This is a genomic window from Aeromonas sp. 160P (assembly GCF_055193095.1).
Map to the genome: position 1 here is coordinate 4340964 of NZ_JBUXKV010000001.1, position 15746 is coordinate 4356709.

General features: G+C 62.2%; 14 protein-coding genes. 2 read left to right on the top strand and 12 right to left on the bottom strand.

The window, feature by feature from the left end; all coding sequences use genetic code 11:
* Positions 1–98: 98 nt before the first annotated feature.
* The 9 genes from ACY8FN_RS20075 to ACY8FN_RS20115 all read right to left on the bottom strand — a co-directional run bounded on the left by ACY8FN_RS20075 (position 99) and on the right by ACY8FN_RS20115 (position 9468).
* Positions 99–863 (bottom strand): DUF2861 family protein, encoded by a 765-nt coding sequence (locus ACY8FN_RS20075; RefSeq protein ID WP_463101011.1) that lies wholly within the window; start codon positions 861–863, stop codon positions 99–101.
* 80 nt (positions 864–943) lie between these two features.
* On the bottom strand, positions 944–1591 hold the full coding sequence (locus ACY8FN_RS20080) for a response regulator transcription factor (protein ID WP_463101012.1): 648 nt from the start codon (positions 1589–1591) through the stop codon (positions 944–946).
* On the bottom strand, positions 1588–2970 hold the full coding sequence (locus ACY8FN_RS20085; RefSeq protein ID WP_463101013.1) for an ATP-binding protein: 1383 nt from the start codon (positions 2968–2970) through the stop codon (positions 1588–1590). Before ACY8FN_RS20085 ends, ACY8FN_RS20080 begins: the two co-directional genes overlap by 4 nt.
* Before the next feature lie 323 nt (positions 2971–3293).
* Positions 3294–4913, bottom strand: coding sequence for a DUF7305 domain-containing protein (locus ACY8FN_RS20090; protein WP_463101014.1), 1620 nt, complete (start codon positions 4911–4913; stop codon positions 3294–3296).
* A complete protein-coding gene (locus ACY8FN_RS20095) occupies positions 4910–5470 on the bottom strand; it encodes a PilW family protein (RefSeq protein WP_463101015.1) in 561 nt (186 codons plus the stop codon). Before ACY8FN_RS20095 ends, ACY8FN_RS20090 begins: the two co-directional genes overlap by 4 nt.
* Positions 5464–5856, bottom strand: coding sequence for a type IV pilus modification PilV family protein (locus ACY8FN_RS20100; protein WP_139728459.1), 393 nt, complete (start codon positions 5854–5856; stop codon positions 5464–5466). The genes ACY8FN_RS20095 and ACY8FN_RS20100 overlap by 7 nt, the downstream gene beginning before the upstream one ends.
* A complete protein-coding gene (locus ACY8FN_RS20105; protein WP_139728460.1) occupies positions 5853–6272 on the bottom strand; it encodes a GspH/FimT family pseudopilin in 420 nt (139 codons plus the stop codon). Before ACY8FN_RS20105 ends, ACY8FN_RS20100 begins: the two co-directional genes overlap by 4 nt.
* A 1-nt stretch (position 6273) precedes the next feature.
* Positions 6274–6663 carry a type IV pilin protein gene (locus tag ACY8FN_RS20110; RefSeq protein ID WP_463101016.1) on the bottom strand — a complete coding sequence of 130 codons (390 nt, stop codon included), beginning with the start codon at positions 6661–6663 and terminating at the stop codon, positions 6274–6276.
* A gap of 624 nt (positions 6664–7287) precedes the next feature.
* Complete coding sequence (locus ACY8FN_RS20115) at positions 7288–9468, bottom strand: AsmA family protein (RefSeq protein WP_463101017.1); 2181 nt, start codon at positions 9466–9468, stop codon at positions 7288–7290.
* A 312-nt stretch (positions 9469–9780) separates the two neighbouring features.
* On the opposite strand from ACY8FN_RS20115, the gene ACY8FN_RS20120 reads away from it, so the two are divergent.
* Positions 9781–11325 carry an AlkA N-terminal domain-containing protein gene (locus ACY8FN_RS20120; RefSeq protein ID WP_463101018.1) on the top strand — a complete coding sequence of 515 codons (1545 nt, stop codon included), beginning with the start codon at positions 9781–9783 and terminating at the stop codon, positions 11323–11325.
* Positions 11322–11795: a methylated-DNA--[protein]-cysteine S-methyltransferase gene (locus tag ACY8FN_RS20125; RefSeq protein WP_463101019.1), complete on the top strand. Its 474-nt coding sequence runs from the start codon at positions 11322–11324 to the stop codon at positions 11793–11795. Before ACY8FN_RS20120 ends, ACY8FN_RS20125 begins: the two co-directional genes overlap by 4 nt.
* Before the next feature lie 86 nt (positions 11796–11881).
* Here the strand turns inward: ACY8FN_RS20125 and ACY8FN_RS20130 are convergent, their stop codons facing one another.
* From ACY8FN_RS20130 to ACY8FN_RS20140, 3 genes are all read right to left on the bottom strand, one after another.
* On the bottom strand, positions 11882–13753 hold the full coding sequence (locus ACY8FN_RS20130) for a peptidase U32 family protein (RefSeq protein WP_463101020.1): 1872 nt from the start codon (positions 13751–13753) through the stop codon (positions 11882–11884).
* Between the two features lie 157 nt (positions 13754–13910).
* Positions 13911–14519, bottom strand: a complete 609-nt coding sequence (locus ACY8FN_RS20135) for a LysE family translocator (protein ID WP_068977853.1) — start codon at positions 14517–14519, stop codon at positions 13911–13913.
* 127 nt (positions 14520–14646) lie between these two features.
* On the bottom strand, positions 14647–15588 hold the full coding sequence (locus ACY8FN_RS20140) for a LysR family transcriptional regulator (protein ID WP_463101021.1): 942 nt from the start codon (positions 15586–15588) through the stop codon (positions 14647–14649).
* Positions 15589–15746 lie beyond the last annotated feature (158 nt).

The window sequence follows — 15746 nt, forward strand, 5'->3', positions numbered from 1 at the left end:
TCCTGATAACACACGGGAATCGCCATTTCAGCAGATCGGCGGACTGCGATTGTCAGGCCAATGTCAGGATTGCGGGCACCTGACCATCATGATGGCCATTAGTCCACTGGCCCCGCCTGACTGTGGCTTAACTGCAACACCAGCTGGCCGCGCTGGCTGGTCTGCACCAGCGAGAGGGTGCGCCAGCTGTCGGGGGTGGCGGCAGGCCAGCTCACCGGCTCATCGGGCGCAATGCGGTGCCACCACAGCAGGGAGTATTGCGGGCGGGCCAGCACCGCCTGATCGAGCCAGAGCGGCGTACAGGACGCGGGATTGACGGGGGGATTGGCCACCGCCTGCGGCGAGCGGGAGAGCCAATCCAGATCCTGCACCGCAGGCAACGGCAATGCCACCTGCCAGCGCTTGCCCGCCACCGCCAGCCGCAGTTGATAAAGTCCGGCTGGCAAGGGCGTCGGCAGATCGGCGCCTACAACCCTGACCCCCTTGCTCCCCTCGGCCTCCCACTGAGCACCTGCCAGCCGGTTACGGCCAGCAGGATCGATGAGTTCAGCGGCGCTGATGAATCCCTCTCCGGTCAGCTGCACCCGATAGTCCCGCAGCAGCGGCGCATCGCGCTGGATCAGCTCAAGGCGCAGCTCGCTCACCCCATCGGGCAGAGTGAGCGGGAAATCCTTGCCGCAGTGCTGGGCACTTAGCGCGGCCAGCATCCCCTGCCAGCTACGGCGCTCGGCATCGCTGTTGAGGGCGGGCCACGCCTGCTGTAAAGATTGCCAGCCGTGCCGGTTATCCCCCTGCAACAGCGCCAGGGTGGCCGGTTGCAGCGGATCAGTGCGTTCGGTTTCCAAGAGGCGATCGGTTGCCATCACGCTGCCTGCGCTCAGAAGGCCTATGTTCAGAAGGCCAACGCCCAGAGCCAACCGCAGCGTAGCCAGCGTTACGTGCTTCACGCTGTCACCTCGAGTCGGTAGCCGATGCAGCGCACCGTCTCGATGGCCAGCCCGGGTAGCTTCTGACGCAGTTGCAGAATATGGGTATCAACCGTGCGGGTGGAGGGAAACGCCTGATAGCCCCACACCCGATTGAGGATCTCCTCCCGGCTCAGCACCCGCCCCGCCATCCGCACCAACAGAGTGAGCAGGGCAAACTCGGTGGGGGTGAAGCTCACCTCCGCATCCTGCCAGCTTGCCTGCATTCGGGCAGGATGGAGCTGCAAGCCACCCACCACCTGAGTGCCATCCCCCAGCTGACGCAGCTGGGCCCGGATCCGCGCCAGCAGCTCGTCGTGGGAGAAGGGCTTGGTCAGGTAGTCGCGCGCCCCCGCATCGAGCCCGGCCACCCGATCGCTCACCTCCACCCTTGCGGTCAGCACGATCACCGGCAACGCCTTGCGGGCCAGCCACTGGGGCAGCCAGTCGAGGGCATCCCCCTCCGGCATGGTGCGATCCAGCAGCACCAGATCTGCCGCCAGCCACTGCTGCTCCGCCGCAGTCAGGGTGTCGCACCAGAGGCAGCGATACCCCTCGCGGATCAGATAGCGTTGCAGGTTCTCCGCCAGCAGCGCCTCGTCTTCGACAAGCAAGATGGTCTTCATGATTCGGTGTCGCTCCAGAGTTGGCAGGGCAGTGTCAGGGTGAAGGTAGTCGGTGGGCCGGATAGGGCGAGGCGCCCGCCAAGACGGCGCAGCAGATGGCGCACGATGGCAAGTCCCAGCCCCAGGCCGTCGGCACGGGCACCACGGCGTAACAGGGTAGCGAGCCGGTAATTCGGCAGCTCGCCACCATCGCTGACTGCGAGAATCAACCGCCCCGCCTGCCAGCGGGCACTGACCCGAACCGGCGCGCGGCCATGCTGGCTGGCGTTGCGCAGCAGGTTGTCGAGGGCGAGATCGAGCCAGTAGAAGGGGAGCGCCAGTGTCATCTCCCGCTCAAGGCAGAAGATGGCGTCGTGCCGCTCGCAGGCACGGGTGAGCCACTCGGCCAGACTGACCGCCACCCGTTCATCCTTGAGAGTCTCTGCCGCCAGATAGTGACGGCTCGCCTGCGCCAGTTGATGCAGACGGGCGACACTGCCGAGCAGCTGACCCACGCTCTGCTGGGCAGAAGGGGGCAGCCGGTCGAAATCGTGGCGCAGCTCCTCGCTGATGCCGGAGAGCGCCATGATGGGGGTGCGCAGCTCATGGGTCAGCATCTGCAAGGCGACGCGCCGCTCCCGCAGCAGGCACCAGCGCTGCCAGCTGGCCCACCCCAGCAGCAGGATAAATCCGAGCGAGCTGGCCAGCGCCAGCCACTGCCAATGCAGCGTGGGGCGCTCGTTGAAGCAGAGCACGCCGACCAACTCCTGACAGGGGCCATCAACCCGGCTATCCAGCATCACCCCAAGCCGCTCGGCCAGCGGTTGCCACTGGCCGGTGCCATAGCGACGCCACTGCCCATCGGCAAGCAGCCAAAGCTGGCCGGATTGCAGCAGCCAGCGATCCCCCCGCAGCAGGGCGTCGAGGTTGTCATCATCAAGTTCCCCAAGCAGCCCCAGCTGATCGCGCCGCTCACGCACATGGCGCAGATCGTCGAGCCCCGCCGCCGGATGGCGAGCCAGCCAGCGGGCGGCACTGGAGCCGCCCAGCGGATAGACGGGGTGAGTAACGAACCAGCTGGCCGAGGGCATAGGCCCCTCTTTGCAAAGCGCCCGCAGCAACGGCAACCACTCGGCGGGCAAGGCATTATCCGCCCCGCACTCCTGCTGATAGCGATAGATGGCCTGCAACTGGCGCAGCGGATAGCGCTGCCAGCCGGGATGAAGAGAGTCGGGAACAATCAGGCGGCGGTCGAGCCGCTGCACCTCGTCAAGGGGCAGCGCCTGTTCGGGAGCCTGTCTGACCAGCTCACCCGCCAGACGATCCGCCAGCGGCCCGGCCAACACGGGACAGGCCATGCCGTAGCAGATCAGGGAGCAGAGCAGCAGGATCAGGCGCATGGGTTCAACTCGGCATGGCTCCGGATAGGAGAGGTACAATAGAAGGCGGCGACACAAAAAAATGCTTAGCCCCAAGAAAAAATGTCAGCGCCATTCTTCAATGGCACTGACATCCGGTCAACCGCTAACGGCATTGGCGCCGTTCCCGCCACATCATTTGAACCGTCACTCACGTCGAGCTGGCAGCAGTGCCACCTGCCCCTCGCCTTTGACCCGCAAGGCGGGCGCAAAGAACGGGATATCCTTGCTGCGGGCGACGCCGCTAGATCTGCATCGTAGACAGTCGGTCGCCCCGTTCGCTCCTTGTTAGCGGCTCGCCAGCCTCACTGCACAAAGTGCCACTGACGCAGCGCCAGCGTAGGAGCTGGCCCCTGATCCTCCCCCATGTCTGCCATGCCCAACGCCTCGTCGTAGTGGACACCACCGGCACCGCTCTCGGTCAGATGTTTGGCGCGTACCGCACCATAGAGGCCACCACTGCCGGCGATCTTCATCTCGGTGAGCGGCGCATAGAGGGCGGCATAGAGCGGGGTATTGCCCGACAACTTGACCCCATCCTTACCGTTGTAAGCGGAATAGATGGCGATGGCCGGGTTGCCTGCCGGGGTCAGCCCCTGCTTGGCCGCCGTGACCTCGGCACCGGCCCCGAGATCGATCTTGCCGCTGACGATCAGGGTCAGGCTGCTGCCGGGCGCGACCGTTAACTGGTTGCTGCCGCCCATGGTGAAATCCTTGCCGATCAGCAGCACCACATCCCCCTTGATGGTGAGCGTGGCGTCCGACCCCATATTGAGGCTGTCGAGCTTGTAAACGGTCTGCTCTTTGCCAAATAGCTCCCCCTTGCCGGGCAGCGGCAGCCCGGGCTTGCTCTGGTTGCTGCTGGTCACCGAACCGGTGGATGGATCCGTGGTCAGCACCATCTGCTGGGTCGCCCCCAGCGTCAGCGGGCCATTAGGCGGCAGATTGGCCAGCTTGGGGGATTTGGGCAGCGCCGCCACATTGAGCGGGTCACACACCTGCCCGGCCACCGGTGGCAACTTGGGGTCAGTACGGTACAGGGGATCCAGATATTTCTGGTTTACCGGATCTTTAAACAGGCCCGCGCCGCCATAACTGAGCTTGCCGCTGTCGATGCTGGTGCCCCAATCCATGGCAACATTGCCATTGACCGCCACCTGGCCACCGATGCGCCCCCCTTTCAGAGTCAAACTGCCGCCCCCTTTCACATTGCCGGAGACCCGGACAATCTTGTCCGAAGAGGGGGAGATAATGACATCGCTCCCGGCATTCACGTTGCCGGAGATGGGTGAGGAGCCGTTAAGCGTCACGGCCCCGGTCGCTCGCACATCTCCCCAAATTGGCGAATTGCCATCGAGCACCACATTGGCCTTGTCACTGACGGTCGCCACCTTGGCATTCTGGTTGATGTTGCTGCCGCCATATTTGCCCTTGCGCGAATCGTAACTGTCGATCAAACCGCTGCCGGAGAGGCTTAGCCCCTCGCACGCCACCACCGAATCCTGAAAGACCAGATTGCCGGGCTCACGCTTGAGGGCAAACAGCGCGTTGAGACTGGAATTTCCCTCCAGATAGCGGCCATTGCTCTGCAACGCCAGCTTGCTGTCGGTGGAGGCATTCAGCTGATCGATGCTGAAGCGGCTGCCCGCCATGGCCCCTTCGCCCTTGCCCGGCACCTTCTGCACCAGTTGATCCCACTCGATGCGCGGTTCGGCGCCGAGCGCCTGATGCAGGGCGCGATAACTGTCGTTCATCCCCTGTTCGGCGCTCAGTTGCGCATTGATCTTCTTGTGAAAATTACCGCTCAGGCGAGTCTGTAACTGGTTCTCCTGAATGCTGGTAAACACCAGCAGACTCGACAGCAGGCTCACCACCAACACCACCAGCAGCACAGCTCCCCGCTGCCCCTGCAATCCCTTGTTCATCCCGCACCTCCTGTAGTGGCATTGGCACCGGATGTGGCCAGCGCTGCCGCCCAGACCGCCTTGCGGCGGGCCACCTGCACCTCTACCCCCGGCTCCAGATAGCTGGGTAGCCCTTCGGGCAAGATGCGGATATTGACCAGCACACCCTGCTGGCCGAATTCAAGATCCTGAAGATCCGCCAGCAACAGGCGCGGCCCGTCCCCATCATCACAACTGAGTACCGGCGGCGTGAAGCGGTATTGCTCGGTAAAATCGGCAGTTTTCTGGTTGCCAAGGCAGGAGAGCACCTGGCTGCCCCCCTCCACCTTGAAGGCCAGCGTCAGGCGATCAGGGGTGACGGCAATCAGCTGATCCGCCTGCTTGATGCTGTTGGTAAAGGTGAGGGTGGCAAAGCGCAGCACCTCGTTCGCCTGCTCCAGCGCCTTGCTCTGCTCGACCGTGCTCTTGATCGGGGCGTAACCGGCAAAAATCGCCAGCATCAGCATCAAACCGAGCACCATGGAGATCATCAGCTCGACCAGACTGACGCCTCGCTGTCGGGAGGGAGCGCTCAGCATAGGGGGGGGAATCCTGCGTTCAACTCCACCCGCTTGGCACCAGAGACCCGCTCATCCTGCCACTCGATGGCGACCACAAAGTTGTCGCTGTAGCGGTTGGGCAGCACCAGCCGGTGGCCATCCTGCAGGGTGAAACGCTTGAGAAAATCAGACTGGGTGAACCGCTCCGGCTTGCGCTGCACTTCGCACAGCGAACTCCAGATCTGCTCCACGCTGTTGCTCGCCTCGATAGTGGCCAGCGTGCTTTGCAAGCTGTAGTGCGCCTGCTGCAACGAGACCACCTGCCCCTTGGCGAGACCGAGAAACACCATCACCGCCAGCACCATGGAGACCATGATCTCCACCAGATTGAAGCCCTGCTGGCGGGCAGGCGCGGCGTGTCTCATGAGCAGCTCCCTTGCAACAGCTGGCCGCTCGGGGCCACGCAGAGCACCCGCTGATCACCGAGGCGATTGGCCAGGGTGATCTCGGCGTGGCTGCTGCTGCCGGTTGGCGCGATCTGGATGGGCTCAAACGGCTGGATCACTACACCGCCACCGGGCGCCGCCGCCTGACGCAGCAGTTGGCTGTCGGCCATCACCTCCCAGCCACCGTTTTCGGTGCCCTGCAGCACCACCGGCAGGGTCAGTTTGACCGCTTCGCTACGGGCAAAACGGTAGGCGGAAGCGAGTTCGGTCGCACTGCGATCGAGCCGCTCGGCCGCGAGGCGCTGGCTCATGGAGGGCACCCCGACCAGCAGCAAGATGGCGGCAATGCCGACCGTGATCATCAACTCAATCAGGGTAAATCCGCGCACGTTCATCTTATGATCCCCAGCAGTCATGACGATTGGCCGCGCGATAACCGGTTTGATCGAGGGTCAGAGTGCCGCACTCATCCTGTTGTCGCGTCGTTGGAATGGCTTTGAGCAGGTAGTCGCCAGCGTCTTGCTGGCTGTAGCTGAATTGGTAGAAATCAGTGTTGGAAGGGGTGACAAACTTGTCGGGATAACGGCCCTGCTGGGTATAAATACGCTCGAGGGCGAGCGCCTGCTCCAGCAGTTGCTGCTGCGCGTCGTAGCGACGTCCCTGTTGCAGATAACCCTGATACGCTGGCAGCGCGATGGCCGCGAGAATACTGACAACCGTCATGGCGATCAGCAACTCGATCAGACTAAAGCCCCGGCAATGGGGCCATGCCGTACAGTCGCTCACTTATCATCCTTGGCAAGTGTTGTTGTTATTGGTCGGCCTTGGGCCGCGAAACAGTTAACTTAATAATCATAAAAAATTAACTGACTCGATTGAACAATACAACGCCACCTCACTCAACGACAAAAAGATAATTATGTGATCTGTTATTAGTTTTTAAGCAGTTTGCACTGCCACTAATCTCGCCAAACAAATAAAGTTGAGCCAATAGTGCCCCCGACCCATTCGCTCTACACGCCCCTGCCGGAACCGCGCCAAATGGATAAAAGTGAGACGGAGAATGAGGAGGAGAGTGAGACTAAGAGTGAAACGAAATCGCGGAAAGAGAGATTAAAAAGAGAGACTGAAAAGAGAAAGTGAACAGAAAAATGCGGCCGATTTTTGCTATCCCTGTCCGTTTCTGGCGAGTCACGCCCTCTTACTCTCTTGCCATCTATTCCAGCAAACTATCCCGGCAAAACCGCCACGCCATGAATGCGAAGCCAAGCCCAGAGCCGTCACCGGATGAGGTGATCAACACCCTCAGCCGCGAACAGTGCCTGGCAACTGACCCACGCTCTGCTAGGCGAAAGAGAGCCGCCGGTCGAAACCGTGGCGCAGCTCCCGCCAGCCCATGCGAACCGTCACCTATTTGAACAGCCCCTTGAGCAGCTGATCGGCCACCCCTTTGATGGCCTCATTGTCGGCCTTGTCGCCGAGCAACTTCTTGAGCCCGCGCTCGGCCTCCTTGCGCGCCTTCTCCTCCAGCAGCTTGTTGTTGCTGAGCAGCGTCTTCACGTCGAGCTGATAGCTGGGCGCCTGCCAGTGACCACCGATCCGCACCGGAATGGTGATCTCTTGCAGTTCATCCAGATCCTTGCCCCCCTGCCCCTTGCTGCTCTCGACGATGGAGGTGAGGAACAGGAAGTCGAGGCTCTGTGGCACCAGCGCGGTCTGCCCTTCCCCCTTAACCCGCAAGGCCGGTGCAAAGAGCTGGATATCCTTGCTGCGGGCGATGCCATCGGCAATCTGGAAGCTGGCGGTCAGGGCGCTGAAGTCGGTCTTGCGCGCCTCTTTCACCTGCTCGGTCCCCTTGCCGGTGAGGGTAGCCCGCGCCTCGCGGATCATCTCCGGCAAGTTGATGCCGTGCAGGGCACCATCGCTCAGTTTCAATGTGACTTTGCCCTGCATCCGGTTGCGCAGCGCCAGCGCAGAGAGACCACTGCCCTGCACCTGCACATCGAGATCACCCTTGCCCTCCAGCAGATCGCTGTGAGCCAGCGTCTGCAGCAAGGGACGAATGTTCACCCCGGCCATCTGCTTGTGCACCTGATAGCTGGCTGGCTGCTGCCGTGCATCGAGTACCCCGTTCACCGTCACCTGACCGCCAGCCACAGTAGCGCTGAACTGTTTGAGCGTGAGCAGCCCCTCGGCCAGCGCAACTTGTAGGTCAACGCTCCCCAGATCCAGCCCTTTCAGGCGCAGGCTGCCGAGCTGCAAGCGACCATCCAGATCCAGCCCCTTGAGCGCGCTCAGATCCGGTTCAACCGCAGAGAGGGCTTCACTATTACCGGTTACCGTATTACCGGTTGCCGCTTTATTGCCGCTTGCCGCGGCGTTGGCGGCACTGGCCGCCGGTTTGGCCTCTTTCGCCTGTGCGGTCGTGGCCGGTGTCGGCTTGGCGAGCCAGCTGTCGAGATCCAGCTTCTCCCCCTTGAGATCGAAGGTGATCGCGGGAACAGCACCAAGCTGCACGGCACCATCGCCACTCAGCAGCGCCTCATCGGCACTCATCACCAGTTTGCTCAGGGTTATCAGCTGCTTGTCGAGCTCGGCGCGGGCAAAACCGGCCAGTTTCAGCTTCATCTGCGGGCGCGGTAGCTCATCCCCTTCCAGCGCGGCGGTCAGCACCGCATCGGAGAGCTCTGCCAGCTTCAGCTCCTTGTCGAGCCGCCCCTTGAGCGTCCCTTCCATTGAGCCAGCCAGCGCATCACCTTTGGCCCCTTTGAACGCCAGAGTGAGATTGCTCCACTCGCCAAGAGCAAGCCGATCCCCCTTGATGGAGAAGCTATCGAGCCGCAGGGCTGGTGCACTCAGGCTACCGCCTAGATCCAGATCTTTCAGTTCACTGGCCATCACCTCTTGCGCCAGCTTGATTTGGGTCTGACCCTTGATATCGAAATCGAGCTTGTCGGCACTCCCCTTGGCGGCCAGGGTCACGGGAACCCACTGCCCCGTAATCAGCTGCCCGATATCGAGATCGAGACGCGCTAGCCGCAGTGAAGTACCTCGGCGATCGTCCTGCACCAATGCACTGGCCTGAGACAGCGCGACACCCTGCAAGCTGATCTGCCAAGGTTGCTTGTCACCTGTCGGGGCGGGCGAGGTAGCGGGAGTTGCAGGCTCGCTCGTTGCTGTCGCCGTTGAGGCAGCAGCGTCTTTGAGCAGGCCGCTCAGATTGGAGCTGCCATCCGCTTTGGTCTGGATAAAGAGATGGGCGCCACTCAAGGTCACCTTGCCGATCTCCAGTCGATGAGAGAGCAGCGGCAACAGGGCCACCGATGCCTCCCCCTGCTTGAAGCGAACGAGATCCGGCTCGGCAAAACCGGCCGGATTGCGCAGAGCGACCTGTTCCAGCGAGAGGCCGAGACTCGGCCAGAAGCGCCAGCCAATCGCTCCCGTCATCACCAGCTCGCGGCCCGTGCTGTTGCGCACCTGCTCCGCCAATTGGGGTTTGAATTGATTCGGGTCGATCAGACTGACCAGGGCGGCAATAGCAACCACGGCGGCGACCACCACTCCCAACACTATGTAGATGATCTTCTTCACAACAAGCTCCTTGAATGCGGATCCTGACAGTGACTATATCATCCGGGGCACACTGATGAGCGCGGCGATGAAAGCGGTACTCGTCAGTGGTGATGCGCGGTAGCAATGCAGTAGCAGTGGCTGTAGCCGACCAACTCGATAGATCCGGTGCATATGGCTTACCGAGCTGCCCTGCCAAATTGCCCCGCCGAGCCACACAAGATAAAAGGAAAGAGTGCGACCGATTTTTGCTGTCCCTGTCCGTTTCTGGCTAGTCATAGCCCCCGCGCGCCCTTACTCTCTTGCCATCAATTCCAGCAAAGCCGCCACGCCATGAATGCAAAGCCAAGCCCAGAGTCGTCACCGGATGAGGTGATCAACACCCTCAGCCGCGAACAGTGCCATGCCGCGCGACTCGCCCGCGATGCCCGCTTCGATGGCCGCTTTTTTACCGGCGTCATCTCGACCGGCATCTACTGCCGGCCAGTCTGCCCGGCACGGCCACCGCACGAGCACAATGTGCGCTACTTCCAAAGCGCCGCGGCCGCCGAGCAACATGGCCTGCGCCCCTGTTTGCGCTGCCGCCCAGAGCTGGCCCCCGCAGCCCGTGGCGATCTGCCGCCCGAACTCGCCCGTTTGCTGACGCGGATCGATCGCGGCGAGCTGGCAGACGGCACGCTCGCCGAACTGGCTAAAGAGGCCGGGATAAGCGAACGCACGCTGCGCCGCCAGTTCGAGCAGCACCTTGGCGCCTCGCCAAAACAGGTGGAACAGACGCGTCGCCTGCTGCTAGCAAAAAGGCTGCTGACCGAAACCGGGCTGTCCATCACCGACATCGCGTTTGCCGCAGGTTTTGCCAGCATCCGCCGCTTCAACGATGCCTGGCTCAACGCCTACGGGCTGGCCCCGCGCACCCTGCGCCAACAAGAGGCACACGATGACGCGCCAGACCACATGGGCTCGGCGCCGCGTGGCGCAACCCTGACCCTGCAACTACCCTATCGCCCCCCTTATGACGTGGCGGCCATGCTGGCGTTCTATCGACTACGGGCGATCCCGGGGCTGGAGCGGGTGGATGGTGAGGTATATGAGCGGCGCTACCGGGTCGGCGGTCAGGTCGCGCTGGTGCGCATCGCACAGGGCAAGGGGCACAGCCTGCAGCTCACCGTCCATGATCTGCCGCTCGCGGCGCTGCCCGATCTGCTCTATCGGGTGCGCCGGATGTGGGATCTCGACGCCGATATGCAGCGGATCGGCGATCTGCTTGGTCAGGACCCGCTGCTCGCCCGTTTGCAGGGGCGCTGGCCCGGCGTGCGGCTGCCGGGGGGCTGGGACGAATACGAGGTGATGTTGCGCGCCATCGTCGGCCAGCAGGTGTCGGTCAAGGGGGCCATCACCATACTCGGGCGGCTGGTGGCACGCACCGAGGCGCAATTCGGGGTGGCGCAACTGCCGACCCCCGCCCAGTTGTGCGAACTCGATCTCGACGGCATCGGCATGCCCGGCAGCCGCATTCGCACCCTGCGGGGAGTGGCGCAGGCACTGGCCAGCGGCGAGCTGACCCTCACGACGGCCACAGACGAGCAGTTGCTGGCGCTACCGGGCATAGGCCCCTGGACGGTCTCGTACTGGCGACTGCGCTGCGGGCTGGATACCGATGCTTTCCCCACCTCCGATCTGGTGCTGCAAAAAGCGCTGGGGGGCGGCGCCAAGCTGCCGGTGAAGGAGGTGTTGGCGCAAAGCGCAGCATGGCAACCGTGGCGCAGCTATGCGGCCAGCTGGCTGTGGCACGCCATGAGCGAAGCACCCAATTTGCGGCCCCCTTCCACCGGCAACGAAAAACAGCCAGATAACCGACAACAGGAGATAACCCCATGATCCGCTACGATATCCTGCCGACCCGCTGCGGCGACCTGCTGGTCGCCATCAATGAATGTGGTCTGGTGCACGTGGACTTTGTGGCGGGCCTGCGGGCACTGCCCGATATGAGTGGCTGGCAGCAAGACCATGGGGCGTTGGCCCCCTTCCTCGCCGAGTTTGACGCCTATTTTGCCGGTCGCTTGCAGCGGTTCTCCCTGCCCCTTGCCGCCCGTGGCACCGCCTTTCAACAGTCGGTGTGGCAAGCGCTGTGCGACATCCCCTATGGCGAGACCCGCAGCTACAGCGATATTGCCCGCGCCATCGGCAAACCGAATGCGGTGCGGGCAGTGGGCGCGGCGAATGGCCGCAATCCGCTCTCGATCATCGTCCCCTGCCATCGGGTGATCGGCCAAAACGGCAGCCTGACCGGCTATGCGGGGGGATTGGAGATTAAAAAGGCGCTGCTGGCGCTGGAGAGGGGCAATTAAAGGGAGGTTGGCAATTAAAGGAGGGTGGACAGAGAACCTGCGATAAAAAGTTGCCCCTTTTCCAGACGGAGAAAGGGGCTGTTTGATCAGCGTTTCAGGCTCCCCATCACCTGCATTTCGCAGCGGTTGCAGTCAAAGCGCAGGCGGAAGGTGTCTTTACCCATCTTGAGCGCCAGCGGCTCGGCCTTGAGACCGGGCACCTCTTTCGGGCAGAGGTTCTGGCTGTAGCGGATGCAGTGCTTGGTGATCATCAGCACCACTTCCCCCTCCTCTTTGTTCGCCTCATAGGCGGGAGCGATGCGCTCGACCCCGTGTTCGCGGAAGAACTGCTCGGCGGCACTGTTGAGCACATTGCCAAGGTAGGAGAGGCGGTGCTGGGGATAACTGATATCCCGCAGGGCGATGCGTCGCTCGGGGCGCTGGTAGCTGGCCACACGTGCGGCCTCCAGCGCGGCAATGCCATCCCGGCGCAGCCCGTTAAGCTGTGATGCCGCAATAAATAGCGGCCTCGTTACCACCAACTCAATCTTGCGCGCCACAAACAGGGTATTGCCGAGTTTGCCAAGCTGATCCCGCGCCTGTTGCAGCGCCCGCTCCGGATTGTCAGCCGGCTGCTTGTCGCACGGCAGGGTCACCGCAGCGCTGATGCCCTGCTCGTCGGTGAGGGTAAGGCACAAGCCTTCATCGCATTCAGAGAGCTGCATATCGACCCGGATGCGGCGATCCGCACTCGCCTTCTCCAGCATCTTGCTGAACGCACTATCGTGGTTGCGATAGAGCTCGGTGCCTACTTTTAGCCCCGGCATACGTTCTGACAGGAGTAACAGCTTACTCTCTGCCTTCTCTTCGACCTTGTTGAGGCGCATCCCCACCAGCTCGTTGTTCGGCTTGAAGAAGCCCAGACCGTCGCCGTTGTTGAGGGTCACCTGCTTGCCGTCGATCTCGATGCCATCCTTGGTCACCTTGGTAACGCGGCCCAGCGGCTCGCCCACGTATTTCGGGCTCTTGGTGGAGTCGATCCCAGGCTTTCGGCCATTGAGGAAGTAGTCAGTGCTGCCGCGGTTGAAGCTCTTTTTCGGATCCGGCTCGAAGCTGTAGCTGCAACGGCCCGCAGAGGCGGCCACCAGATCGGAGCGGTGCTCCAGAATGGCGTCGAGCTTCTTGCGATACCAGGCGGTGACGTTCTTGACGTAATCGAGCCCCTTGAGGCGCCCTTCAATCTTGAACGAGCGAATGCCTGCGGCAATCAGCGCCTCCAGATTGTCGGTCTGATCCATATCCTTGAGCGACAGCAGGTGACTGTCGGCCACCAGCACTTCACCGTCCGGCTTTTGCAGCGAGCAGGGCAGACGGCAGAGCTGGGCACACTCACCGCGGTTGGCGCTGCGGCCGGTACGGGCGTGGCTGATGTTGCACTGACCGCTGTAGGAGACACAGAGCGCGCCGTGGATAAAGAACTCCAGCTGCACGTTGGTCGCCGCACTGATCTCGCGGATCTGCTGGAGCGACAATTCGCGCGCCAGCACCACCTGAGAGAAGCCCACATCCTGCAGAAACTTCACCTTTTCCGGCGTGCGGTTGTCGGTCTGGGTACTGGCATGGAGCGCGATGGGTGGCAAATCGAGCGCCAGCAGCCCCATATCCTGCACGATGAGCGCATCGGCACCGGCTTCGTAAATTTGGTGGGTCAGCCGTTGGGCCTGCTCCAGCTCGTGATCGTGCAGCAGGGTGTTGAAGGCGACAAACACCTGAGCGCCAAAACGGTGGGCGTGGCGCGCCAGCGCTTCGATATCTTCGAGGGAGTTGCCCGCCGCACTGCGGGCGCCAAAGGCAGGGCCGCCCATGTAGACGGCATCGGCACCATGGTTGATGGCTTCGATGCCGTAGGCGAGGTTCTTGGCCGGAGCCAGCAGCTCCAACCGGTTGTTGTGGCTTAACGGGTGCTTGTTCTGGTGCATGGTCTCGGGATCAGGGCGGACAGCAAATGGGCGCTACTCTAGCCCATTCACCACCCACGTGCCTTGATCCCGCTTAAGGTATCTGCGAAATGCAGGATTAGATAACTACCTTGAGTGCCAGCCCCAATAACGGATCGTCCACAAGAGGACTGCAGGACTAAAGCACCACCTTCAAAGCCAATCCCAGCAGTACCAGCCCGCTGACCTTGTCGATCACGAAGGATTTGGCTTTGAGCCACGCCAGTACGGGACCACGGGAGAGCACCAGCGCCACCAGCACGTACCAGACGGCATCAATCCCGCCAGCGGTGAGCATCATGATGCCCCCTTCGCTCCAGCCGGTATCGGCCCGCACAAACTGGCTGAACAGGGCGATAAAGAACACCGCCAGCTGGGGATTGAGAAAGGCCACCATAAAGCCTTCAAAGGCCCCCTGCCGACCACGCAGCTGGTGTACCTCTTCATTCGCTTCACTACTGGCTGGTTTTGCCAACAGGGCTTTCACCCCGAGCCAGGCAAGAAATGCGGCGCCGCCATAGCGAATGACGTCAAACAGGATCGGGGTCTGGGTGATCAAGATGGAGAGGCCAAGCGCGGTGACCAGCGCATAGATACCAACCCCGAGGCCGTGACCGAGCGCAGTGGCGACGCCGTGCCCCTGCCCCCCCTGCACCGTGTTGCGGATGATCAGCGCCAGACTCGGCCCTGGACTAATGGCGCCCATCACGCAGATTGCGGCCAGTGCCAGCCAACTCGTCAGTTCCATGCTTTTCCTCTTTTGTGCGCGATATGACGACCTGCACTCAGGGTACGGGGTGAGCCATTATGCCAGTAGTGAAAGTTATGAATAGATTCCATAGCTAATGGCTATAGTGCGACACAACTGACCGGGACTAACCTGTGTGATCGAGCTGCTTGCGACTCTCGCCGACGGTGCGTTGCAGGTGATCCCGCAGGAAGGGGTAGGCCAGCTCGCGAAACCAGCGGTGGGCCGGTTCCTGATGGTGGCGCTGGTGCCACAGCAGATGATACTGCTGGTCACGGGTAGCAAACGGCAGATCGACAAAGGTGAGCCCATGGCCGCAGGAGAGCTGCCAGGCGATATGGGCCGGGGTGGTCATCAGGCAATCGGTGCGCAGCAACACCTCCACTGCCGCCTGAAAGAAGGGAACTCTGGCAAACCAGCGCCGACTCAGCCCCTGCGGCGCCAGCACCTGCTCTACTGGGCTGTCCTTGTCGCCACCGCCGCTCACCTGCAGATGAGACCATGCGAGATAGTCATCAAGACTCAGCGCCTTGCCCGCCAACGGATGGTGGCTTCCCATCAGCACCGCCAGCCGATCTTCCCCCTGATGCAGTCCGCGGATCTGATCCGGTACCTGCTCGGTAATGGTGGAGACCAGATCCAGCTCGGACTGCCACAGCTGCGGCAACTGACGCTTATCCCACAGGCTGTACTCCAGCGCCGCCAACGGCGCCTCTTTGGCGAGCGCGGCGCAGATATCGGGCAGGATATGCTGGGCCACATAATCAGAGGAAGCGAGCCGAAATACCCGCTCGCAGCAGCTCGGGTCAAACCCGGGGGCCTCGTAGAGCCGCTCCAGCGCCCCGAGAGAATCCGCCAGCTGGGCGGCCAGCAGTTCGGCCCGTGGCGTCAACAGCCAGCGTTGCCCCTCCCGCACCAGTAGTTCGTCGTCAAACTCGCAGCGCAACTGGGCAAGCTGCTTGCTGATGGAAGGCTGGCTCAGGTGCAGCAGCTCGGCGGCGCGGCTGATATTGCGGGTCTCCAGCAGCACCTTGAGGGTGGGTAGCAAGTTGAGATTGGCTCTGTGCAAGGGATACCCTCATCGGTGGGGAAGCGCCTATCTTAGGGCAGCCGAGGCCCGCGTTTTAAGCAAAATTTCCTGCCATGTTCAGCACCTTGCCATCCTTTCGGGCCAGATGGCGCCGCTGCTCGCCCTGCGCATAGCCATGACCACAAGATGACAGTGGT

Coding starts and splice junctions, on each gene's coding strand:
- ACY8FN_RS20075 (WP_463101011.1), bottom strand. CDS start 863: ATGGCAACCGATCGCCTCTTGGAAACCGAACGCACTGATCCGCTGCAA.
- ACY8FN_RS20090 (WP_463101014.1), bottom strand. CDS start 4,913: ATGAACAAGGGATTGCAGGGGCAGCGGGGAGCTGTGCTGCTGGTGGTG.
- ACY8FN_RS20085 (WP_463101013.1), bottom strand. CDS start 2,970: ATGCGCCTGATCCTGCTGCTCTGCTCCCTGATCTGCTACGGCATGGCC.
- ACY8FN_RS20125 (WP_463101019.1), top strand. CDS start 11,322: ATGATCCGCTACGATATCCTGCCGACCCGCTGCGGCGACCTGCTGGTC.
- ACY8FN_RS20130 (WP_463101020.1), bottom strand. CDS start 13,753: ATGCACCAGAACAAGCACCCGTTAAGCCACAACAACCGGTTGGAGCTG.
- ACY8FN_RS20100 (WP_139728459.1), bottom strand. CDS start 5,856: ATGAGACACGCCGCGCCTGCCCGCCAGCAGGGCTTCAATCTGGTGGAG.
- ACY8FN_RS20105 (WP_139728460.1), bottom strand. CDS start 6,272: ATGAACGTGCGCGGATTTACCCTGATTGAGTTGATGATCACGGTCGGC.
- ACY8FN_RS20080 (WP_463101012.1), bottom strand. CDS start 1,591: ATGAAGACCATCTTGCTTGTCGAAGACGAGGCGCTGCTGGCGGAGAAC.
- ACY8FN_RS20120 (WP_463101018.1), top strand. CDS start 9,781: ATGAATGCAAAGCCAAGCCCAGAGTCGTCACCGGATGAGGTGATCAAC.
- ACY8FN_RS20095 (WP_463101015.1), bottom strand. CDS start 5,470: ATGCTGAGCGCTCCCTCCCGACAGCGAGGCGTCAGTCTGGTCGAGCTG.
- ACY8FN_RS20135 (WP_068977853.1), bottom strand. CDS start 14,519: ATGGAACTGACGAGTTGGCTGGCACTGGCCGCAATCTGCGTGATGGGC.